The sequence below is a fragment of the Streptomyces sp. NPDC003027 genome (assembly GCF_053591435.1).
In genome coordinates, this window is record NZ_JBSFTU010000009.1 from 31,164 (window position 1) to 52,799 (window position 21,636).

General features: G+C 72.2%; 20 protein-coding genes. 6 read left to right on the forward strand and 14 right to left on the reverse strand.

The genetic code is table 11. The features are described from left to right. Positions 1–46: 46 nt before the first annotated feature. From ACWDX6_RS09515 to ACWDX6_RS09535, 5 genes are all read right to left on the reverse strand, one after another. Positions 47–892, reverse strand: a complete 846-nt coding sequence (locus tag ACWDX6_RS09515) for a carbohydrate ABC transporter permease (RefSeq protein ID WP_451484476.1) — start codon at positions 890–892, stop codon at positions 47–49. A gap of 14 nt (positions 893–906) precedes the next feature. After that, a complete protein-coding gene (locus ACWDX6_RS09520) occupies positions 907–2,271 on the reverse strand; it encodes a carbohydrate ABC transporter permease (RefSeq protein ID WP_451484366.1) in 1,365 nt (454 codons plus the stop codon). Positions 2,272–2,281: 10 nt separating this feature from the next. Continuing rightward, positions 2,282–3,607: an ABC transporter substrate-binding protein gene (locus ACWDX6_RS09525; RefSeq protein ID WP_451484367.1), complete on the reverse strand. Its 1,326-nt coding sequence runs from the start codon at positions 3,605–3,607 to the stop codon at positions 2,282–2,284. Positions 3,608–3,609: 2 nt separating this feature from the next. Next, on the reverse strand, positions 3,610–5,259 hold the full coding sequence (locus tag ACWDX6_RS09530; RefSeq protein ID WP_451484368.1) for a glycoside hydrolase family 13 protein: 1,650 nt from the start codon (positions 5,257–5,259) through the stop codon (positions 3,610–3,612). Between the two features lie 231 nt (positions 5,260–5,490). Beyond that, entirely contained in the window at positions 5,491–6,765 is a 1,275-nt protein-coding gene (locus ACWDX6_RS09535) for an ABC transporter substrate-binding protein (protein ID WP_451484369.1), read from the reverse strand. Positions 6,766–6,888: 123 nt separating this feature from the next. Between ACWDX6_RS09535 and ACWDX6_RS09540 the strand changes: the two genes are divergently transcribed. From ACWDX6_RS09540 to ACWDX6_RS09550, 3 genes are read left to right on the forward strand one after another with little or no spacing between them, the layout of a single operon-like run. After that, positions 6,889–7,404: a PadR family transcriptional regulator gene (locus ACWDX6_RS09540; RefSeq protein ID WP_451484370.1), complete on the forward strand. Its 516-nt coding sequence runs from the start codon at positions 6,889–6,891 to the stop codon at positions 7,402–7,404. Further along, positions 7,401–8,156 carry an ABC transporter ATP-binding protein gene (locus ACWDX6_RS09545; RefSeq protein WP_451484371.1) on the forward strand — a complete coding sequence of 252 codons (756 nt, stop codon included), beginning with the start codon at positions 7,401–7,403 and terminating at the stop codon, positions 8,154–8,156. Before ACWDX6_RS09540 ends, ACWDX6_RS09545 begins: the two co-directional genes overlap by 4 nt. Before the next feature lie 3 nt (positions 8,157–8,159). Further along, on the forward strand, positions 8,160–10,448 hold the full coding sequence (locus ACWDX6_RS09550; RefSeq protein ID WP_451484372.1) for an ABC transporter permease: 2,289 nt from the start codon (positions 8,160–8,162) through the stop codon (positions 10,446–10,448). Between the two features lie 117 nt (positions 10,449–10,565). On the opposite strand, the gene ACWDX6_RS09555 is transcribed toward ACWDX6_RS09550, so the two are convergent. Continuing rightward, on the reverse strand, positions 10,566–11,783 hold the full coding sequence (locus ACWDX6_RS09555) for a PP2C family protein-serine/threonine phosphatase (protein ID WP_451484373.1): 1,218 nt from the start codon (positions 11,781–11,783) through the stop codon (positions 10,566–10,568). Positions 11,784–11,930: 147 nt separating this feature from the next. Between ACWDX6_RS09555 and ACWDX6_RS09560 the strand changes: the two genes are divergently transcribed. Further along, positions 11,931–12,068 carry a hypothetical protein gene (locus tag ACWDX6_RS09560; RefSeq protein WP_451484374.1) on the forward strand — a complete coding sequence of 46 codons (138 nt, stop codon included), beginning with the start codon at positions 11,931–11,933 and terminating at the stop codon, positions 12,066–12,068. Positions 12,069–12,099: 31 nt separating this feature from the next. Here the strand turns inward: ACWDX6_RS09560 and ACWDX6_RS09565 are convergent, their stop codons facing one another. The 8 genes from ACWDX6_RS09565 to ACWDX6_RS09600 all read right to left on the reverse strand — a co-directional run bounded on the left by ACWDX6_RS09565 (position 12,100) and on the right by ACWDX6_RS09600 (position 18,996). Further along, a complete protein-coding gene (locus ACWDX6_RS09565) occupies positions 12,100–12,612 on the reverse strand; it encodes an Hsp20/alpha crystallin family protein (protein ID WP_451484375.1) in 513 nt (170 codons plus the stop codon). A 152-nt stretch (positions 12,613–12,764) separates the two neighbouring features. After that, complete coding sequence (locus tag ACWDX6_RS09570; RefSeq protein WP_451484376.1) at positions 12,765–13,961, reverse strand: site-2 protease family protein; 1,197 nt, start codon at positions 13,959–13,961, stop codon at positions 12,765–12,767. Positions 13,962–14,036: 75 nt separating this feature from the next. After that, positions 14,037–14,465: a Fur family transcriptional regulator gene (locus ACWDX6_RS09575; protein WP_451484377.1), complete on the reverse strand. Its 429-nt coding sequence runs from the start codon at positions 14,463–14,465 to the stop codon at positions 14,037–14,039. Positions 14,466–14,619: 154 nt separating this feature from the next. After that, positions 14,620–15,885 carry an MFS transporter gene (locus ACWDX6_RS09580; RefSeq protein ID WP_451484378.1) on the reverse strand — a complete coding sequence of 422 codons (1,266 nt, stop codon included), beginning with the start codon at positions 15,883–15,885 and terminating at the stop codon, positions 14,620–14,622. Beyond that, positions 15,882–16,703: a Rossmann-like domain-containing protein gene (locus tag ACWDX6_RS09585; RefSeq protein ID WP_451484379.1), complete on the reverse strand. Its 822-nt coding sequence runs from the start codon at positions 16,701–16,703 to the stop codon at positions 15,882–15,884. The genes ACWDX6_RS09580 and ACWDX6_RS09585 overlap by 4 nt, the downstream gene beginning before the upstream one ends. A 107-nt stretch (positions 16,704–16,810) precedes the next feature. Beyond that, entirely contained in the window at positions 16,811–17,845 is a 1,035-nt protein-coding gene (locus ACWDX6_RS09590) for a pyridoxal-phosphate dependent enzyme (RefSeq protein WP_451484380.1), read from the reverse strand. 16 nt (positions 17,846–17,861) lie between these two features. Beyond that, on the reverse strand, positions 17,862–18,632 hold the full coding sequence (locus ACWDX6_RS09595) for a methyltransferase (RefSeq protein WP_451484381.1): 771 nt from the start codon (positions 18,630–18,632) through the stop codon (positions 17,862–17,864). A 229-nt stretch (positions 18,633–18,861) separates the two neighbouring features. After that, positions 18,862–18,996, reverse strand: coding sequence for a hypothetical protein (locus tag ACWDX6_RS09600; RefSeq protein WP_451484382.1), 135 nt, complete (start codon positions 18,994–18,996; stop codon positions 18,862–18,864). Positions 18,997–19,431: 435 nt separating this feature from the next. Between ACWDX6_RS09600 and ACWDX6_RS09605 the strand changes: the two genes are divergently transcribed. After that, on the forward strand, positions 19,432–20,328 hold the full coding sequence (locus tag ACWDX6_RS09605) for a class I SAM-dependent methyltransferase (RefSeq protein WP_451484383.1): 897 nt from the start codon (positions 19,432–19,434) through the stop codon (positions 20,326–20,328). A gap of 287 nt (positions 20,329–20,615) precedes the next feature. Then, a complete protein-coding gene (locus tag ACWDX6_RS09610) occupies positions 20,616–21,635 on the forward strand; it encodes a FecCD family ABC transporter permease (protein WP_451484384.1) in 1,020 nt (339 codons plus the stop codon). The last annotated feature ends 1 nt before the right edge of the window (position 21,636 follow it).

Here is a 21,636-nt window from a genome sequence, read left to right on the forward strand (position 1 = left end):
TGGCCGGGGGGCCCCGCGCCGGCGCGCGAGACCCCCGACCGTGCGGTCACTTCACCGAACCCGCCATCACTCCCTGCACGAAGTGGCGCTGGAAGGCGAAGAAGACCACCACCGGCACGATCAGGGAGAGGAAGGCACCCGGCGCGAGGACATCGATGTTGCTGCCGAACTGCCGTACCTGCGACTGGAGTTCCACCGTCAGCGGCTGCGAGGAGCTGTCGGCGAAGAGCAGCGCCACCAGCATGTCGTTCCACACCCAGAGGAACTGGAAGATCGCCAGGCTGGCGATCGCCGGGCGGCCCACCGGCAGCACGAGCCGCGTGAAGATCCGCCACTCGCCGCCTCCGTCCATCCGCGCCGCCTCCAGCATCTCGCGCGGGATGTCGGCGAAGTAGTTGCGCAGCAGGAAGACGGCGAACGGCAGCCCGTAGGCGACGTGGAAGAGCACCACGCCCGGGATCGTGCCGAACAGCCCCAGCTGCCCGAACAGCTTCGCCACCGGCAGCAGACCCACCTGCACCGGCACCACGAGCAGGGCCACCACGCCCAGGAAGATCCAGTCCCGGCCAGGGAACTCCAGCCAGGCGAAGGCGTATCCGGCGAGCGCCGCGACGACGACGACCAGGACGGTCGTCGGCACCGAGATCAGCACCGTGTTCCAGAAGGCCCGGGTGATGCCCGCGTTGCCCAGGAGGGCGGTGTAGTTGTCCAGGGAGAGCTGACCGGGCCCGGTCAGCGCCGTCCACCAGCCGCCGGCCGCGTTGTCGCTCGCCGAGCGCAGCGAGGACAGCAGCAGCCCGGCGACCGGGGTCACCCAGACCAGGCCGACCACGGCCAGGAACGCCTGGACCAGGCCGTTGCCCAGCCAGCGGCGCAGCCTGCCGCCCGGCATCGTCGCGGTCGCACTCATGACTGACTCCTGCGGAAGCGTCGGACGTTGAACACCATCGCGGGGATCACGAGGAGCAGGAGCAGCACACCGAGCGCGCTGCCGAGCCCCTGGTTGTTGCCGCCGCCGAAGGAGACGAGCCACATCTGGGTGGCGAGGACCGTGGCGTCCTCCTGCACCGGCCCCGGCGCGATGATGTAGATCAGGTCGAAGACCTTCATCACATTGATCACCAGCGTCACGAAGACGACGGTCAGCACGGGTGCGAGGAGCGGCACGGTGATCCGGCGGAAGACCTGCCACTCGTTCGCCCCGTCCATCCGCGCCGCCTCCAGGGCGTCGCGCGGCAGGGACGACAGACCGGCGCCGATGAGCACCATCGCGAAGCCCGTCCAGATCCACAGGTACGCGCCGATGATGGCCGGAGTGACCAGCGCGGGACCGAGCCAGGAGACGCCTTCGTACGGCGGCGCGAAGTTCTCCGCCGGCAGCCGGACCGTGTACGCGCCCGCCCCGAGGCCGGGGAAGCGGAACGTTCCGTCGGCCGCGGTGGTCGCGGTGGCGACGGTCTGCCCGTCGCGCGCCGCCTCCACCGTCATGCCGGGAAGTCCCCGCTCCCCGGCGTCGACGGCACCGGGCCGCCCGCCGCCGCCGGGCGTGAAGTCGAGGTAGACCGTGCCGGCCACGTCCTTCGGACCGGCCGTGCCGCCCGCCGCCGGCTTCGCGTCGGCGGGCAGCTCCTTGGGCGGCACGCCGACGAAGCCGAGGGCGACGCTCTGCCCCGGGGAGACCGTGCCGGCCGTGCCGTACGAGCCGTCCGGCCGCTTCTCGAGCCCCTGGCCCTCGCGAGCCCGGGCCTTCGGGTACGACGAGGAGTCCTGGAACACGTCGTGCACGCCGACCACCGCCGCGTTCAGCACGCCCTTGTCCGGGTCCTCCTCGTACGCGAGGCGGAAGATGATGCCGGCCGCGAGGAAGGAGACGGCCATCGGCATGAACAGCAGCAGCTTGAACGCGGTCGCCCAGCGGACCTTCTCCACCAGCACCGCGAGGATCAGCCCCAGACCGGTCAGCAGCGTCGGTGCGACGACCACCCAGACGGCGCTGTTGCGGATGGCGGTCAGGGTGGCCGGGTCGCGGAACATCTCCGCGTAGTTGCCCCCGCCGACGAACTCGGTGCCCGACGCGTCGAAGAAGCTGCGGCCCACCGAGAACAGCACGGGATAGACGACCAGCGCGCCGAGCAGCAGCAGCGCCGGCAGCACGAACGCGACGGCGATGATCCGCCTGCGCCGCCGGGCCCGGTCCCGGGGACCGGAGTCCCGCCGGCCGTCCTTCGCGGCGTCGGCCCGGGGTGGCGGGGGAGCGGTGACTGTGGTCATGACGGCCGCCTCAGCTCTTGTACGCCTTGGCCGCCGCGGCCTCCAGCGCCGCGGCGGTGCCGGCCGGGTTCGACGCGTCGCGCAGGAAGTCCTGGAGGATCTTCCACTCGCCCACGCCCTTGGTGCCGCCGAACGCCGCCGGAGCCTGGTCCGACATGTCGAAGCGCACCGAATCCCCGGCATTTATCAGCGACTTGGCCGTCTCGCGCAGCGTGTCGTCGCCGTAGGAGCCGAGGTCGAGCTTCTTGTTCGGCGACAGGAAACCGCCCGCCTCGGCCCACACCGCGGCGGCCTCCGGCGTCGCGAGGTACTCCATGAACGCCATCGCGGCCTTCTGGTTCCTGCCGTCCTTCAGGACGACGGCCGCGTCGCCGCCGCTGACCACCGGCGCGGTGCCGCCCGCGACCGCGGGGAAGGGGAAGAAGGTGGCGTCCTCGCCGATCTTCCTGCCGAACTGGTCCTTGGCGATGCCGGCGACGAAGTCGCCCTCGTACACCATCCCGGCCTCGGGCTTCGGGCCGAAGACCTTCTCGACCGAGCCGGGGAAATCGGTGCCGAGCGCGCCCTTCTGGCCGCCCGCGATCAGCTTCTTGTCCGAGAAGAGCGCGCCGAGGGTGGTCAGCGCCTTCACCACGGTCGGGTCGGTCCACTTGATCTCGTGCCGGGCGAGCTTGTCGTACTTCTCGGGTCCGGCCTGGGAGAGGTAGATGTTCTCGAACCAGTCGGTGAGCGTCCAGCCGTCCTCACCGGCGACCGCGAAGGCCGGCAGGCCCGAGTCGGAGACCGCCTGCCCGGCCTTGAGCATCTCCTCGTACGTCTTCGGCGGCTCCACGCCCGCCTGCTCGAACGCCTCCGGGCTGTACCAGACGGTGGACTTGTGGGCGGCCTTGAAGTACAGGCCGTACAGGGTGCCGTCGACGGAGCCGTAGTTCTTCCACACCGGCGCGTAGTTGGCGTCGACGGACTTCTTCGCGGTGTCCGAGAGCGGCTTGAGCCACTTCTGCCGGGCGAACTGCTGGAGCACACCGACCTGGGGGACCATCACCACGTCGGGTGCGTTGCCGCCCTCGATCTTGCTGCCGACGACGGTGGAGACATTGTCGCCGGTCGAGGTGAACTGGGTCTTGGCACCGGTCTTCTCGGTGAAGGCGTCCAGCACCTTCTGGAAGTTCTTCTGCTCGGCGCCGGACCAGACACCGGCCACGTTCAGGGTCTGGCCGCTGAGCTCCTTGCCGCCGCCGCCCGCGCTCACCGGGCCGCCGCCGCAGGCGGTCGCCCCGAGTGCCAGGGTGAGCGCCGAGCAGCACGCCATCGCCGTCCGTCGTCGCAACGTCATCGTCATACCTCCGAGGTGGTGTGGTCACTGATCCACCAGGCGGCGGTGGATCCGGGCAGTACGCCGGCCGGGCAGGGGCCGCTGGACAGCAGGGGGGCGCCGGCGGCCGGTGCGGGCACCGACGCGGCGGTGAAGTTCACGGCGCAGACGAGCCCGTCGCCGCGCAGGAAGGCCAGGACGCCCGGTGGCGCGTCCAGCCACCGCAAGGTGCCCTCGCCCAACTGCGGCAGTCCGTGCCGCAGTTGAAGGCCCTCGCGGTACAGGTGCCAGAACGAGCGGGTGTCGGCGAGGGCCCGGTCGGTGGCGTGCTCGGCGAACCAGCCGGGCTGTGGCAGCCACGGCTTGGCGCTCTCCGCCCCGGTGCTGAAACCGAACGGGGACGCGTGCCCCGACCACGGCAGCGGTACGCGGCAGCCGTCGCGGATCCGGGCCCGGCTGCCGGTGCGCCGGAAGATCGGGTCGGTGAGCACCTCGTCCGGCAGGTCCACGACCTCCGGCAGGCCCAGCTCCTCGCCCTGGTAGATGTACGCGGCACCGGGCAGGGCCAGCATCAGCAGGGCGGCGGCGCGCGCCCGGGCGACCCCGAGCCCGCTGCCCTCGGTGCCGGACTCGCCGTACCGGGTGACCGTGCGCACCTGGTCGTGGTTGTTGAGCACCCAGGTGACGGTGGAGCCGGTGCCCGCGATGTCGCGCATCGCCTCGTCGATCACCTTGCGGAAGGCGTCGGCGTCCCAGGGCGCGCCCAGCAGGTCGAAGAAGAACGCCTGGTGCAGCTCGTCGGGGCGGACGTACTGGGCGTGTTCACGTGCGGTCGGTACCGACACCTCGCCGACCAGCAGCCGCTCGCGGCCGTCGCGGGCGGTGTACTCCTCGCAGACCGACCGCCAGTGGCGCCACACGTCGTGCACCTCGGGCTGGTTCCAGGCGAGCGGGTTGACCGAGTCACGGGTACGGGCGTCGGCCTCGGGATCGGGGGAGTCCGGCAGGTCGGGGTGTTTGAACAGTCCGGCCGCCACGTCGATGCGGAAGCCGTCGACGCCCCGGTCGAGCCAGAAGCGCAGGGCGTGGTTGAAGTGGGCGCCGACCTCGGGGTTGCGCCAGTTCAGGTCCGGCTGCTCGGGCGTGAACATATGCAGGTACCACTGGCCGGGCGTGCCGTCCGGCTCGGTGACCCGGCTCCAGGCGGGGCCGCCGAACATGGCGTGCCAGTTGTTGGGCGGCTCGTCGCCGTGCGGGCCGCGGCCCTCGGCGAAGTGGAAGCGTGCGCGGGCCCGGCTGCCGGGGGCGGAGGTGAGCGCCTCGCGGAACCAGGCGTGCTCGCTGGAGCAGTGGTTGGGGACGATGTCCAGCAGCACCTTGATGCCCAGGCGGTGGGCGTCGGCGACGAGCAGGCCGAACTCGGCGAGGTCGCCGAAGACGGGGTCCACGTCGCAGTAGTCGGCGACGTCGTACCCGTGGTCGTGCTGCGGCGAGGGGTAGAAGGGGCTGAGCCAGATGCCGTCGACCCCGAGCTTCTTGAGGTACGGCAGGCCCGCCCGGACACCGGCGAGGTCGCCGATCCCGTCGCCGGTGCTGTCCAGGAAGCTGCGGACGTACACCTGGTAGATCACCGCGTCGCGCCACCAGTGACGGCGGCTTGGGGCTGTGAGCATCACCCGTTGACCTGTTTCTGCGTGAAGGGTGCGCGCCACCCAGAGCGGGTAGCGGTTATGCATGCATGTTAGGTATGCGTGTCACGTAGGTGTCAACGAAGTTGCCAAAAAACGACGGACGTTGGGGGAGTGTGTGCCGGTTTGCGCAGGTCGCTCAGGTCTAGGCACCGCGGCGCCGGTAGCTAACGGATATCTAGCGAGCCGGGAGGTGACAGAGCGATGAGAGGGACGTCAGCGACGACGGGCGATGGCCGCGAGCTCGTCCGCCAGCCGGCGCACCGCCGCCTCGGGCGTCTGGTGCTGCGCCATCACGTCATGCGCCACGGCCTGCACGGCCAGGCTCACCTGCTCGTAGTGCGGGCTCTTGGGACGCGGCGCGGCCGCGAGCACGCTCTCCCGGAGGGCGGGCAGATACGGGAAGCGCGCCACCAGTGCCGGATCCCCGTACAGCGCGGCCCGCACCGGCGGCAGGGCGCCCTCGCCCAGGACGCGGCGCTGCACCCGCTCGCTCGTGAGATACGCGATCAGGTCGCGCGCCGACTCCGGATGCCGGGCGTGGCTGCTCACGGCCAGATTGGAACCGCCCAGCACGCTCGCGCCCGGGCCCTCGGGACCCGGCAGCGGCACCGCCCCGAACCTCCCCGCGACCTTCGACCGCGCGCCGGAGGCGCTGGCGTACGCGTACGGCCAGTTGCGCAGGAAGAGCAGCCGGCCGTCCTGGAACGCCTGCCGGGACTCCTCCTCCTTGTACGCCAGGGCTTCCCTCGGGATCCAGCCGTCCCGCACACCGCGGGAGAGGAACCCCAGCCCTTCACGGGCGGCCGCCGAGTCGACCGTGACCCGCTCGCCCTCGTCGCCGAGGATCGACCCGCCCGCCGAGTACACCGCCTCGGCGGCGTTGACCGTCAGCCCCTCGTACGGCAGGAACTGGCCCGCGTATCCGCCGAGTCCGTACCTCGGGGCGATGGTGCGGGCCTGCCGCTCCAGCTCCGCCCACGTCCGCGGTGGGCGCTGCCCCTCGCGGTCGAGCACGTCCTTGCGGTAGAAGAGCATGCCGGCATTGGTCACGTACGGGACGGCGTAGAGCCGCCCGTCGTACGTCGCCGTGTCCACCACCGGCGGCAGGAAGCTCTCCAGCGGGAACCGGCCGCGCTCCAGCGGCGCGATCCATCCCGACGCGGCGAACTCCGACGTCCACGCGACATCGATGTTGAGCAGATCGAACCGGCCCTCGCCCGACCTCAGATCCGTGATCATCTGGGCCCGGGTCTCGTCGGCCGAGTCCGGCAGCTCCACCAGCGTGACCCGCTCGGCCGGGTGCGCGCGGTTCCAGCCGTCCAGGACACGGCCGAGATAGCCGGTGAGGTCACCGGCCGTCGCCAGCGTCATGGGGCCGCGCCCGCCCTCGCGCTCCGCGCCGCCCGACGGGGAGCCGGAGGCCACATAACCCGTCAGTACGACCGCCAGAGCCAGGAGACCCCTACCGGCGGCATGGATCCACCGCATAGGTTCCTCCCAGAGCGCCGCGCCGTACACCTTCGTCCGGCGACAGGGCATGTATACCCGTTAGGCATGGGCGATACTAGAGCCCACATCACACCGGGAGCACGCCAAGGGAGGACAGCACGGGTGCGCCTTCCCCTCCTCGCCCTCCTGGCCAGGGGCCCCGCCCACGGCTACGAGCTCAAGCAGGAGCTTGAGCAACTGCTGGGCGCCGCGTACCCTCCCACCAACGTCGGCCAGATCTATGTCACCCTCGGCCGGCTGGAGAAGTCCGGGCTGATCGAGGGCGAGGAGATCGCCCAGGAGAGCCGCCCCAACAAGAAGATCTACCGCCTCACCGACGCCGGGCAGGAAGCACTGCGCGCCTGGTTCGAGGAGACGGCGGACGAGCCGAGGGTCCGGGACGAGTTCTTCATGAAGCTCGCCCTCGCCCCGCACACCGGTCTCGCCGACCAGATCGCCCTCATCAACAAGCAGCGACGCGAGTACCTCACCACCATGCGCAACCTGTCCAAGCTGGCCGCCACCGAAGACCGGGACAACCGCATCGCCCACCTGCTGATCGAGGGCGCCATGCTGCACCTCCAGGCCGACCTCGACTGGCTGGAGCGGTGCCAGGAGGAACTGGAGGAGCTGCGATGACGGACTCCGCCGTACCCGTGCCGCTGCTGCGTGCCGAGGGCCTCGTCAAGACCCACCACGGCGAGGGCGCGCCCGCACACGCCGTGCGCGGTGTCGACCTGACCGTGCGGCGCGGCGAGTTCGTCGCCGTCACCGGCCCCTCCGGCGCCGGGAAGTCCACCCTGCTGCACCTCCTCGGCGGCCTCCAGCGCCCCGACAGCGGCTCGCTCCGGCTGGACGGCGAGAGCACCGACGGCTGGACCGAGGCGCGCTGGGCGGTGGAGCGCCGCCGCCGCATCGGCATCGTCTTCCAGTTCTTCAACCTCGTCTCCAACCTCACCGTCGCCGACAACGTCGAACTGCCCGCCCTGCTGGCCGGCGCCTCCGCCAAGCGCGCCCGCGCCGAGCGCGAGGAGCTCCTCGCCGAGCTGGGCCTCGACGGCAAGGCCCGCAGCATGCCCGGCGAGCTGTCCGGCGGCGAACAGCAGCGCGTCGCGCTCGCCCGCGCCCTGGTCAACCATCCGCGGCTGCTCCTCGCCGACGAACCGGCCGGCAGCCTCGACAGCAAGGGCACCCGCGAGGTGATGCGGCAGCTGACCCGCTTCCACCAGCGCGGCCAGACCATCGTCCTCGTCACCCACGACGCCCGGCTCGCCAGCGCGGCGGACCGGGTGATCAGCTTATTCGACGGCCGGATAGCCGACGACGCCGAACTCGGCGACACCCCGCCACGCGGCCACGGCCTCGCCGGCGTGATCGAACTGAAGGACTGACCGGTGCGGGCCATGCTGCGCTGGGCGCACGCCGATCTGCGCACCCACCGGGGCGAGGCGCTGTTCATGGTCGTCGCCACCGCCGGCATCGTCGGCTCCCTGCTGCTCGCCACGGCGCTCTTCGGCTACGCCACCAACCCCTGGCAGCGCGTCTTCACCCAGTCGCGAGGCGCCCACGTGTGGATCCACGCCGGCCCCGCCGCCGACACCCGGCCCCTCGCGACGCTCGACGGAGTCGAGCAGCTCTCCGGCCCCCACCGCACCGCGGCCGCCACCGTCGCCTCCCGGGGCGCCCGCGCCGGCGTGGAACTGCGCGCCACCGGCGCCGAACCCCCGGCCATCGGCCGGCCGCAGGTGACGTCGGGCCGGTGGCTGGACGACGCCGCCCCCGACGGCGTCGTCCTGGAATCCGGCCTCGCCCGCGCCCTGTGGGCCGAACCGGGCGACCGCCTGACCCTGCCGACCGGCCGCACCCTCACCGTCCTCGGCGTCGCCGACAGCGCGGAGCCCCGCTACCGCCCCGGCGAGCGGCCCGGCACCGTCTGGGCCCTGCCGCGCGCCGTACCGGAAGGCCGCGGCGGCGGCCAGGTCGTCGGACTGCGCCTCACCGACCCGGACGACACCGACTACACCGTCCAGCGCGCGGTCACCGCGCTCGGCGCCGGCGCCGTCACCGACGTCTCCACCTGGCAGCAGGCCCGCGCCGAGGCCCAGGGCGACACCCGGCTCCTCGGCCAGGTCCTCGGCCTGTTCGGGCTCGGCGCGCTGATCGCCGCCGCCCTCGCGGTGTTCGGCGCCATCAGCACCCGCGTGCGCGGCCACCTGCGGGACATCTCCGTCCTCAAGGCCATCGGCTTCACCCCCGGCCAGGTCGTACGCGTCTTCCTCGTCCAGCACCTCGCCTTCGCCGCGGCCGGGGCGGCCCTCGCCACAGCGGCCGTCCAGACGCTCGGCAACCGCCTGCCCGGCCGGCTCGGCGACGCCGTCGGCGTCTGGCAGGGGCTCCAGGGCCACACGGCCGCGCTGCTCGCCGTGCCCGTCGCGGCGGTGCTGTTCATCGGGGCGGCCACCTGCCTGGCCGCGTGGCGGGCCGGGCGCGTGGAGCCCGTGCCCGTCGTCCCCGCCGCGGTCGCCCCGGGCGGCGGCCTGTCCCGGGCCGCCCGCGGAGCACTCGGCCTGCGCGTGCCGGCCGCGCTGGTGCTCGGCTGGCACCAGGCCTTCGGCCGAGGCCGGCGCGCCCCGGCCGCCATCGTCCGCCTCGCCCTGCCGCTGCTGCTGATCACCGTGGCCCTCAGCGCGTGGACCACCATCGAACGCTTCGACAGCCGCCCCGAACAGCTCGGCCACGCCGCCGCGCTCACCGCCCGCCCCGACGCCACCCTCACCGACCGCGAGACCGCCGCGCTGCTCGGGACCAACGACCAGGTCACCGCGGCCCACCCCGGCCTGGAGGTCGCCGCCCTGGTCCCCGGCCAGACCGGCACCATCGCGCTGCGCGGCCTCGGCACCCGCGACGAGCCCTACCCGTACTCGATCGCCGAGGGCCGCCCCGCCCACGGCCCCGACGAGGCCGTCGCCGGCCAGGGCCTGCTCGACCTCCTCGGCGTACGCGTCGGCGACTGGGTCCGCGTCACGGTCGGCGGCCACCCGCAGGTGCTGCACCTCGTCGGCCGCAGCATCGAACCGGAGAACGGCGGCCGGGTCATCTCCACCTCGCTCGACACCCTGCGCGAGAACGACCCCGCCCTGCGGCCCACCCTCTACCAGCTCCGCCTCGCGCCCGGCGCCGACCCGCGCGCCGTGCGCGCCGAACTGGCCGAGGCCTCCGCGGGCCACCTCGACGTCCACGAGGTCACCACCCCCGCCGACCGGCTCTCCACCCTGCGCGGCGTCGTCCTCGGCCTCATCGCCGTCCTCGCCCTCATCGGTCTGACCGAACTCTCCACGGCGATCGGTGGTGGCATCCGCGACGGCGAACGCGACCTGCTGGCCCTGAAGGCCATCGGGCTCTCCCCGCGCCAGATCACCGCCGTCACCGTGACCGCCATCGGCTGCACCGCCCTCGCCGCCGCCCTCGCCGCGACGGCCCTCGGTGTCCCCATCGCCCACTGGCTGATCGACCACGAGGCCCACACCACCGGCGTCGGCTCCGGCATCGCCGAGACCCCGCCCGCCGGGCACCTCACGGCCATGAACGCGGCCGCCGTCCTCGGCGCGATCGCCCTGACGACCCTCCCAGCGGCCCGCGCGGCCCGCCGCCGCCTCGCGGACAACCTGAGCGCGGTCGCCTGACGTCCCGCCCTCGACCGTCTCCGGCCGGCTCAGCTCACCACCCGGTCACCGGCACGTCCCAGGACCGGGTGAGCGCCCGCCACTCGTTCCGTGCCGCGGTGGCCCCACCGGGGCAGCTCACCTCTCGCCGTGAGGCTGGGCCGATCGGGCGCCGTGCCATTCGGCGAGGAGGACGGTGGCGTCGTCGTTGAGCTGCCCGTCGTGGTGGTCGAGTACCGCGCGGACGAGGCGGCGCAGGGTTTCCGGGACGGGCAGCGCGGCGGCCTGCTGGCGGACGATGAAGTCGACGAAGTGGTCGAGCCCGAACTCCCGGCCGTGACGGTCGCGGGCCTCCGTGATGCCGTCGGTGTAGAGGATGAGCCGATCGCCCGCCTGAAGCTGCTCCTGGTGGACCCGGGCCGGGAGATTGAGCTCGGTTCCCAGCGGGTGCGTGGGCGGGCGGTCGAGCGCGGTGATCCAGCGTCCTTCGCGGATGAGGATGGGCGGCAGGTGCCCGCAGTTGAGCCATGACAGGACGCCCGTGCCCAGGTCGAGGTCGGCGAGGATGGCGGTGGCGTAGCGGTCGTGGGTGAACTGCTCGATCAGGATGCGCTCGATGCTGTCGCGCGCGCGGGAGAGGCCCCGGCCCTGGCGGCGCTCGCTGCGGCAGGTGGCCATCGCCAGATTGGCGGTGAGGCCGGCGGCCGTGTCATGGCCCATGGCGTCGAAGATCGCCAGATGGGCGGTATGGCCCGAGATCGCGTAGTCGAAGGCGTCTCCCGCGGTGGCGTAGGCGGGCTCCATGGCGGCCGCGATGGTGACCTCGGGGCCGGTGTAGGTACGCGGGGGCATCAGCGTCCACTGCATCTCCGCCGACACCGACATGGGCTGCAGGCGGGTGAGCCGGGCGTAGGAGTCGCTGTGCGGCCGTTGGGACACGAGCATCAGCCCGACGACGGAGGCGAGGTCCTCCATGGCCTGTTCCGCCTCGTCGTCCGGTTCTCCCTCGACGGTGAGGCCCAGGACGCCCAGGCGCTCGGTGCCGTCGAGGAGCGGGAGCCAGTACTGGGTGCCCGACCCGCTGGGAGCGGAGTGGACCTTCATGGCCTGGAAGACCCGTCCCGCGAGCGTGCCGTCGACCTTCAGCTCCTGACCGCCCTGGCCGGCGTCGATGCCCTCTCCCGTGACCTCACGCAGCGTGTCCTCGCGCAGGTCCACCACATAAAGGCGCGCGTGCTGGAAGCCCGCCGGCCGGGCATACCGCCTCACCAGCGCCGGAAGCTGTTCGAAAGCGGCCGTGTGGCTGGCCCTGAGCAACCCTTTCAGCATGCGCGCGTAATCGGTGCCAGCGGCCATGGATTCATCCTGCTGCGAAAGGCCGCGGGCCACCACTCACGACTGTGACGAGGATTATGGCGAAAGGGTGCCTGCGGGGTGTTGTGGCGGCCGGGACGACCTGCACACAATGAGCCCCCTTTATCGCTTTCAGGAAGTTGCTGCCTTATGGGCGAACATGTTCATGTCCGGCTCAGGAACGACGTACGGGTCTCCGCGAGCGGAGAGCTGAGCGAGACCTTCCACTGCCGCTGCGGTGAGACCTGGACCAAGACGTACGACGGGAGTGGCACGGAGCCGGAGTAGCGGTGCCCCGGCCCCGTACCCCTGCTCTCCGCTACTCCCCGCCGGTCTGCGGGTCCGTCCGGCCGGGCTCGGCCCTGCCCTCGATGGTGCGGCGGCCGCCGCCTATCTCGATCTTGCGCCGGCCTGCCCGCTGTTGCGTCTTGGGGACCGTGACCGTGAGGACGCCGTTCTCGAAGTCGGCGTCGCACTGCTCGCTGTCGGCGCCCGGCGGCAGCGTCGTGCGGTACATGAACTTCCCGGTTCTGCGGCTGAGCACCTTGCCCGTGTGCTCCTCGGCCACCTCACCGCTGATGACCAGCTCGTCCCCCTCCACCTCCAGGTTGATGTTCTCCGGCGAGAAGCCCGGCAGTTCGACCTTCACGGTGTAGGAGCTTTCGTCGTCCCGCTCCTCCGCCATCGGCATCCACGCGCCGCCGCCCGCCGGCGTGGCCGCGCGTTCGAGCAGCCGGCCCATCTCGTCCCACATGCTCTCGAAGTCCCGGATCGGGTCCCATGCCGCCGCGCGGCCCAACCGGCCGCCGGCCCGCCGTATCGGCAGTCCCATGGGGACACACCTCCTGCCTCCTGACGTGTGTCCGGAGGCCCGAGCAGCCCCCGGCGTACGCGCGGCTAACCCGTGGAGCGGACGGCAAACCACTCCGGCGCGGGAAACGGGGGAACACGGTCGGCCGGCAGCGGCGGGTGGGCCCGCGCCCGTCATTCTCTGTCTCGTGTGGCCGAGAGCCAGGTGATGGCTCTGTTGATGTCGGTGGGGGAGAGGATGCCGACGAGCTCGCGGCCGTCCGGGGCCAGGACGAGTACGCGGTTCTCGGTCGCCGCCTCCAGGCGGGGCAGGACGTCGCCGATGGGCTCGTCCGGGGAGGCGGTGGCGACTTCGTCGAGAGGAGCCATGACCTCGGCGACGGTGGTCGAACCCCGTTGGGCCCACGGAGTCCGGTCCATCCCGGCGGCGGTCACCAGCCCTACGGGTCTGCCGTCGGCCGCCACCACGGGGAACGCCGTGTGCCGGTGGTGGCCGAAGGGCGCGGCCGCCAGGAAATGTTCGAGGGTCGTGTCCGCGGGCACGGTGACAGGGTCGGGCGTCATGATGTGGCGCACCGTGATTCCGGCCAGTGTGCCGCGCATCTGCGCCTGCTGACCCTCCGCCGTGGCCGCGGCGATCATGAATCCGCCGATCAGGGCCGTCCACAGCCCGGAGAACGTGCCGGTGACGAGCATGGACACGAAGCCGTAGATCACCAGGATCCACCCGAACCCGCGCCCGGCCGCCGCCGCGATCACCGCCGCGCGCATCGGGTCGCCGGTGAACTTCCACAGCGCCGCTCGCAGCAGCCGGCCTCCGTCGAGAGGAGCGGCGGGAATGCTGTTGAACAGTGCCAGCAGGACGTTGATCCCGGCGAGCCAGGCGAGGGACTCGACCACGAGCCCGGGCGCCGACAGCAGGCCCAGCAAGCCGGCCAGGAAGGCGAAGAGAACGCCGAGCAGGGCGCTGACCAGGGGTCCCACTCCGGCGATGCGCAGCTCCGCACCGGGGCTCGGGGCCTCGCTCCTCAGCCGGGCGACGCCGCCGAGCATCCACAGGGTCATGTCCTCCACCTCGACGCCGTTGCGCCGCGCCACGACCGCGTGGGCCAGCTCGTGGGCCAGGATGGAGGCCACGAACACCACGGCCACCGCGAACCCCAGCCCCCAGTAGGCCCCGGCCGGGTGGCCGGGGTAGGTGTGAGAGAGCCGCCCCTCGGCGAGGCTGACGGTCACCAGCCAGAAGATGACGACGACACTCCAGTTGAGGGCGACGCGTACTCCGGCGATGCGTCCCAGCGTGAACGTTGCCTTCACCGTCTGCCTCCGCTCCTCCGCGGTGCCGGGCGAGATGCGGTCATGGTGGCCCATACCCCCGGATCGTTCCGGGCAACAGCGCGGCCCGGTCCGGTCGGCCGAGGTGGAAGCCGGGGGCAGGAGGAGGATTCAGCGGTGAGCCATGGCGGGAGGAGGCGACTGCGCGCCGCCGTGGTCCTCGCCGTTCCGGCACTCGGCGCAGATCCCGGTGAGTTCGAGGGTGTGCTCGACGTCCGCGAAGCCGGTCGACCCTACGACGGCGGCGACCCAGTCCTCGACGACCTCCGTGTCCAGGGGCTCATGGCGGCGGCAGCGGCGGCACAGGAGGTAGTGGCGGTGCCCGGTCTCGGGGCGGCGGTAGCGGTAGAGCCTCTCGCCGACGTCGTCGCGCACGACGTCGGCGGCGCCGGACCGCTCCAAGCCCCGCAGTGCGCGGTAGACGGTGGTGAGACCGACGCGGATGCCCGACTCGCTCATCGACCCGTGGAGCTCCTGGGCCGAGACGAACTCGGCGCGATCGGCCAGCGCCTCCCGCACGGCGGCGCGTTGACGTGTCATGCGCCTGTTCGTCTCCACTGCTGTGACGGTCACGCCCGACCCCCTGCCGAAGGCTGTTCCTGTTCGTCGAAGCCCGGGTCCCACGGAGCGTTCCGAGGGACCCGGGCCGTGCGGACCTCCGTGTGCCGTGCCCCGGCACGCGGAGGCCGTCCGCTCAGTCCCCGGCGGAAGTGGCGGGCCGGGCCGCGACCCGGGCGAGGACGAGTGCCACGAGCGTCAGTCCGCCGAGGGCGGCCGCCGTGCCCGGGAAGCCGCCGAGGGCCAGGCCGACGCCGCCGAGTCCGGCGCCCACGAAGACACCGAAGCTCATACCGGCGGCGTTGACGCTCAGCGCCGTCCCCCGCAGGGAGCCGCAACGCCGTACGAGCAGGGTGGTGACACAGGCCGCGACGGTCGCGTGCCCGGCGCCGACGAGAGCCGTCAGGGGCAGGGCCAGCCAGAGCGAGTGGGCGAAGAAGACGCCGACCAGCGCGGCCAGGGCCACCATCAGCGCGGTCGTCATCAGGCGTTCCGCCGTGATCTTCGTCCTCTCGGCGCTCAACAGCCGTCCGGCGAACAGGTTGCCGAGGAAGAAGGCCGTGCCGCTGAGCGTCCACACCATCGCGAACGGCTCGGGAGCGAGCCCGAACCGCTGGTCGTAGAAGGCGGCGAGATAGGCGAGATAGCCCATGAATGCGGCCGTTCGCAGCATGGCGACCAGGACCAGCGGCACGACTCCGGGCAGGGCGCCCAGAAGCCGGAACGACTCCACGTAGCCGGGGCGCTTCGCCTCCTCGGCGCTCTCGGCGCCGGGCTTGCGCCGGCCGCGCAGCAGGAAGTACACGGCCAGTACGGAGCAGAGCGCCGCGATCGCCCACAGGTCGCCGCGCCAGCCCCACACCAGGGCCGGCAGCGCCACGAGCGGAGCCGCGAGGAGCGCGGTCAACGACTGGGTGGCCGTGATGAGGGTGGCGGCACGGCCCGCCGAGGCGTCGTCGACGAAGCGGTCGGCCGCGGCCGCGGTCAGCGCCGGGTTCAGTACGGCCGTACCGGCGCCGACCAGCAGGCAGAAGGCGGCGAGCAGGAGGAGATCGCCGCTCGCGCCGAGCGCCGCCGACACCGCGAGCACGGCCAGGCCGCCGGCGGCGGCCCACTCCCTGCGGACGCGGTCGATCAGCGGAGCGAGCGCGGTGCCCACCGCCAGGGCGGCGAGGCCGCCGAGACCGCGCAACTGGCCGAGCGCCGCGACGCCGCTGCCCGACTCGTCGGCGATGGGGACGAGGAAGGTGCTGTAGACGGTGAAGGGCACCAGACCCACGGCGGAGGCCAGCATGAAGGGCCACAGGAGGCGGGTCATCCGCAGGTCGCCCGGCACGGTCCCGGCCTCCGTGCCCGCCTCGTGCCCGGGGGCCACGGCGGGCTTCCGGGTCTCGCTGCTCATGCCCGCTCCGCCCGGTACCGGTAGAGCGGGGTCTCGTCGGCGCTGAACTGGGAGAAGGGGAACGGCTCGGCGGACAGCGCGGTCACGCCGGCGCCGAGGAAGGCCCGCGCGACGGCGCTGCCGGTCTGGGCGTACACCACCAGCGGGAGCTCCCGCTTGCGGCAGTGCTCCAGGATCTGGTCGAAGCTGCCGTTGCTGAGGGTCATGCCGGTGGCGACGACCGCGTCCGCCTCGGCGAGCACCTCCGTCATGTCGTCGGTGACCGGGTCGCCCCAGTTGGTCGTGCGCAGGTTGAAGTCGCAGGGCAGCGGAACGCCGCCCTGCTCGCGTATCGCCGCGACCAGCGGGTTGACGACGCCGATGAGGGCGACCTTCGCGCCGGGGGCGATGTCGAGGAGCCCGGCGACGGCCGCGTCCCTGGCCCCGGCCCGTACCTCGGGCGTTCCGGTCGGCAGGGTGACCGTCTCGGCTTCCGCCGCGTCGCGGTGGGGCCGCACGCGGCCGAGGTAGGCGTCGAGCGCGGCGATGCGCACCGGGGCCGACTCGTGGCGGATCAGCGTGTCGAGGGTGTGTCCGGAGGCGTCGGCGCAGAACTCGGGGGCGATGGCGCCGGCTTCGAAGGAGCAGGCGCCGAAGGCGTCGCCCGAGCGGAGCAGCAGGTAGTGGTTGCGGTACGTGACCTGGCTGCCGGCCAGGCGCGTGGTGTGGTGGAGCCAGAAGGCGCTGGTGACGGCCAGCTCGCCGGGGAGCGGCCCGAAGGCGCCGTCCAGGACGGCCTCGCGGAGTTCCGGTACGGACTGCGGCTGTAGAGGAGACATGGCGGTTCTTTCTCGGTGTGTACGGGCACGGGGTGTGCCCCGGGGGTGTCGGTACGGGCGGCGCGGTGGCGGGCCGCCGCCCCGCGACGCTGCTGAGCCCTCGGCCGCTAAGCCCTCTCGGCCACCAGGGCGGGGGCGCCGCGCAGCAGCGCGCTGTCGACCGGCGGCCAGTCCATCGCGGACCAGGGGTGCCGGAGCTCGTCCTGCGCGGTCACCTCGTGGGGGCGCATGGCGCCGAGGCCCTTGGCGTCGCAGTGGTGGGCGTAGGCGCTGTCGACGTAGCGGTGTCCGGTGTCGGCGGCGAGGAAGACGTACGTACGGTCGGTGTCGCGCTCCCGCTCCCAGAGCGTGGCCAGGTACGCGGCCCCCGCCGACAGGCCGGCGAAGATGCCGCTGGCCCGGAGGAGTTCGACGGCGCCCGACATGGCGTAGTCGAAGTTGACCCAGTGGATCCGGTCGTACAGATCCCGCCGCACGTTCTGGAACGGGATGGAGCTGCCGATCCCGGCGATGATCATGTCGGGGTCGGAGACGTGCTCGGCGCCGAAGGTGACGCTGCCGAAGGGCTGGACCCCGACGAGGGTGACGTCCCGGCCCGCCTCGCGCAGGTAGGTGGCGATGGCGCCGGTGGACGCGCCGGTGCCGACCCCGCCGACGAGCGAGAGCGGGCCCTCCGGGACCTCCTTGCGGATCAGGTCGGCGACATCGCGGTAGCCGAGGTAGTGGATGGCGTCGTGGTACTGCCGCATCCAGTGGTAGTGCGGGTTCTCGCGCAGCAGTTCGCCGATCCGCTGGACGCGGAGGTTCTGGTCCAGGCGGAGGTTCTGGGACGGCCGGACCTGCTCCAGGGTCGCGCCGAGGATCTCCAGCTGGACGCGCAGGGTGCGGTCCACGGTGGTGGAGCCGACGATGTGGCAGTGGAGGCCGTACCGGTGGCAGGCCAGGGCGAGCGCGTGGGCGTAGATGCCGCTGGAGCTGTCCACGAGGGTGTCACCCGGCTTGATCTGCCCGGTCTCCAGCAGGTGGCGTACGGCCCCGAGGGCCGAGTACAGCTTCATCGTCTCGAAGCGCAGACAGACCGCGCCCGGCGGGACGGTGATGACGTCCGGTTCCTTGACCGCCTCGGCTATGTGCTCGTGCATGTCCTTGTCCTCCCGGTCAGGCGGCGTCGCGGCGGATGAGCTTGAACAGGTACGCCTGGCAGTTGTCGCCCTCCCAGGTCTGGCGGTGCAGCACGACGGGACGGAACCCGGCGTCGATGCCGTGGCCGACGATCCGCTTGAGCTCGGCGGTGTTGGACACGATCAGGTAGATCTCGCCGTCCGGCGCGAGCAGGTCGCGGGTGACGATCTGGTCGAAGAAGCGCAGGACGATCTCGGCGCCCACGCAGACGTTCCGCACCACGGTGGGGTCGTCGCTCGTCCGCGTACTGACGGCGGGCGGGTTGAAGGTGATGACGTCGAGCCGGGCGGAGTCCGGGAACTCCTCGAAGAGGTTCGACACCAGCGGCCGGAAGACCGTCTCCGGCCGGTCCCCGACGATGCGCGCGTAGTGCCCGGCCGCCGTGGCCACGCTGTCCGGGTGGACGTCGGCCGCGTAGATCTCCCGCGCCCCGAGCGTGCCGGCGACGACGGCCTCGACGCCGAGGCCGACGCCCATCGCCGCGTACGACCTGCCCTTGACGGGGATCGTGCCGTCCAGGAGGCGGTCGTGGACGAGACGGCTGGTGTCGCCCGGCTTGAAGACTCCCGGGGGCAGCGTGAAGGTCCAGCCGTTGTAGTCGTACGTCCGCTCGGTGTGTATCTCGGACTTGGAGCCGCTGTTGATGGCGAGGATCTCGTCGCGGGGCAGCGTGTCGGGCAGCGAGTTCAGCAGGGCGCGGACGTCGTCCTGGGACGCGGCCGAGTCGGCTGCGGTCCGGTCGGTCATGGGTCCTCCGTTGTCGGATGGGGATGGGAAGCCTGTGGATTCAGGGACCGGACGGGGGGCGGTCAGTCCGTGACCGCCCGGCCCGCACCCGGGTCCATGGCGCTGACGAGCCGTCGGGTGAGCGTGGCCGGGAACGCGCGGCACCTGGTCGAAGTGCTCCGGTGTCGACGATCCGCCGTCGAGAACGACGGTGTGGTGCGGGGTGACGTGCGAAGTCCGAGGTGCCGGCTCACTCGAAGGAGCGCGGTGCCCGCTCCTCGCGTAACCGGGTGAGCCGGGCGAGGGCCGCTTCGGCGGCGGCCGGGTCCGTCGAAGACCTCAGGCGCGACGAGGGCGGCCCGTCCCAGCCCCCGCCCGTTGCCATCCGGTCACCTTGCCGCCCGCCGTGGGGCCGCCGCCGGAGCCGACACCGCACCCGGTGAGCGTGGGGGCGCCGGTGAGGGCGAGGAATTCTCGGCGGCTGTGAAAGACCGACATGCTGCTCCCAGGAGATCACATGGAGTGGTCCCCGCACCGCGGCCGCTGGACGGGGCGGAGGGTGCGGGGCCCGAGCAGCATCCATCAGATGAAAATGATTGTCAACATCGTTTGACAATCACTCAGTGGGTAAGCGCTCCCGTGGCAACGCGCGTTGGGTGATCCCGCTCCGTACGCCGCTCCTTCGGTGCCCCCTTCCGTCACCGCTTGCCGAGTCTCCGTGACGACTTCGGCGGTTCGATCCGCGGTCACCGAAAGGGGTAGTACTGATTATCATTTTCATATACGCTGCCGTGGCTGTCACCTTCGGACGGGAGTTTGCATGGAACCGCGCGACGTGGCCGCCGGATCGGCAGAAGGGAGGGAGAGCTCCGACCGACTGTTCAGCGCGCTGTGGTCGCCGCTCGGTGCGGCGACCGTCAAGGCCGCGCGACTGCGCCCAGGTGTGCATGTGCTCGACGCGTGCTGCGGCTCGGGGGCGTCCGCGATTCCGGCCGGCGAGCAGGTCAGCCCGCACGGCGTGATCGACGCGGTCGACCTCGCGGAGCCCTCGATCGAGCGGGGCCGCGCCGAGGCCGCGGTCCGCGGTCTCTCCAACGTGCGCTTCCTGTGCGGCGACGTCCTCGACTGGCCCGCGCCTCCCGGTGGTTACGACGCCGTGGTGTGTTCGCTCGGTGCCGCCACGTTTCCCGACGTGGCGGCAGGAACAGAGCGACTGCTGCGACTGATGCGGCCAGGTGGTCGGCTGACCGTGGCCACCTGGTCCCAGGGCGCGCTCGAGCCGCTGACCGAGTCGATCCACCGCGCCGTCGCGCCGGAACGGCCGGGCCCCGCCGACATCCCACGGCCGGCCACCCCGCTCCAACGCATCGGCACGCCCCGGCTGTTCCGGGACTGGCTCGCCGCCCGCTCGCTGTCGTTCATCGATGTGCAGTACGTCCCGCTCGCTGTGCCCGGTGACCCCGACCTGTTGTGGTCCCTGGTCTCGGGCACCAGCTTCAGGGGCCTGCTCGACGGCCTGCCCGCCGCCGCGGTGGACCGCGTTCGTCGGCGGTTCGCGACGGAACTGCTCGCCGAGGGGCGCGACACGATCGACTTCTCCGCGCTCGTGGGCACGGGGACCCTCCGCCGCGTCGCCCCGCCTCGCCGTCCCCGCCGTGGGGCGGCCCTGGGCGGCTACCGGGCGTCACCGTCGTCTTCGACGTCCTGCTCGTCGTAGCGCGGAGGCTGTCGCTCCACCGCATCGCCTCGCTCGGGCGGATGCGGAAGAGGCGAGCGGCGCGCCTGTCTCCGCGTCACCGGTGCGCTCATGGCGTCCCCCGAGGCCACGGGCGAGCGCCATGCCCCTGATCAGTACGTTCCGTTCAACCTGGAAGGCCCAGTTCTATGTCACCGCCAGCGATCACCGCGCCATCGGCGAGCAGCGGCGCCGATACGTCAGCCGGCGCGGCACCCCCCGAACCCGCAACGGGGGTGAAGAGCCGGCTCGCCTCCCGTAGGGGTCTGGTGCTTGCCTGCGCCGTTCTGCTCGTCGTTCTCCTCACCTCGATCGTGGTGGCCATCGGTCTGGGGGCCGCCGTGATCACGCCGGGGGAGACCGCCCGGTATCTGTGGGCGGCTGTCAGCGGCGGCCGCATCGCCGAGGACGAGGTGACCACGTACCAGATCATCTGGCAGATCCGTACCCCACGGGTGCTGCTCGCGGCGCTCGTGGGAGCCGGGCTGAGCGCGATCGGTGTGGCCATCCAGGCCATGGTGCGCAACGCGCTCGCCGACCCCTTCGTGTTGGGCGTCTCCTCCGGCGCGTCCGTCGGAGCCGTCGGTGTCACGGTCACCGGAGGGCTGGCGGCGCTGGGCATCTACGCGGTGTCGGCCGGTGCCTTCATCGGGGCCCTGGTCGCGTCGCTCCTGGTGTACGTCGCCTCCTCCAGCCGGGGCTCGCTCTCCCCGCTGCGTCTCGTCCTGACGGGCGTGGCCATGTCGCTGGGCTTCCAGGCGGTGATGAGCCTGATCATCTACTTCGCGCCGGACAGCGAGGCGACCAGCATGGTCCTGTACTGGACCATGGGCAGCTTCGGCGCCGCGAGCTGGGGTGCGCTCCCGGTCGTCTCCGCGGTCGTCGTTCTCGGCCTGGTCGTGTTGTACCGGTACGGCCGGGCGCTGGACGTGCTGGCCCTCGGGGACGAGACCGCCGCGAGCCTGGGCATCAGCCCCGACCGGCACCGAAAGGCCCTGCTCGTCCTGGCCTCGCTCGTGACGGGTGTGATGGTCGCCGTCAGTGGCGCCATCGCCTTCGTCGGGCTGGTCATGCCCCATGTGGTGCGCATGGTCGTCGGCGCCACCCACGCACGCGTACTGGCCGTGGCGCCACTGGCCGGAGCGATCTTCATGGTCTGGGTCGACCTGGTGTCCCGGACGCTGGTGGCACCGCGCGAGCTGCCCCTGGGCGTCATCACCGCTCTCGTCGGGGTGCCGGTGTTCGTCACCCTGATGCGCCGCAAGGGCTACATGTTCGGAGGTCGCTGAG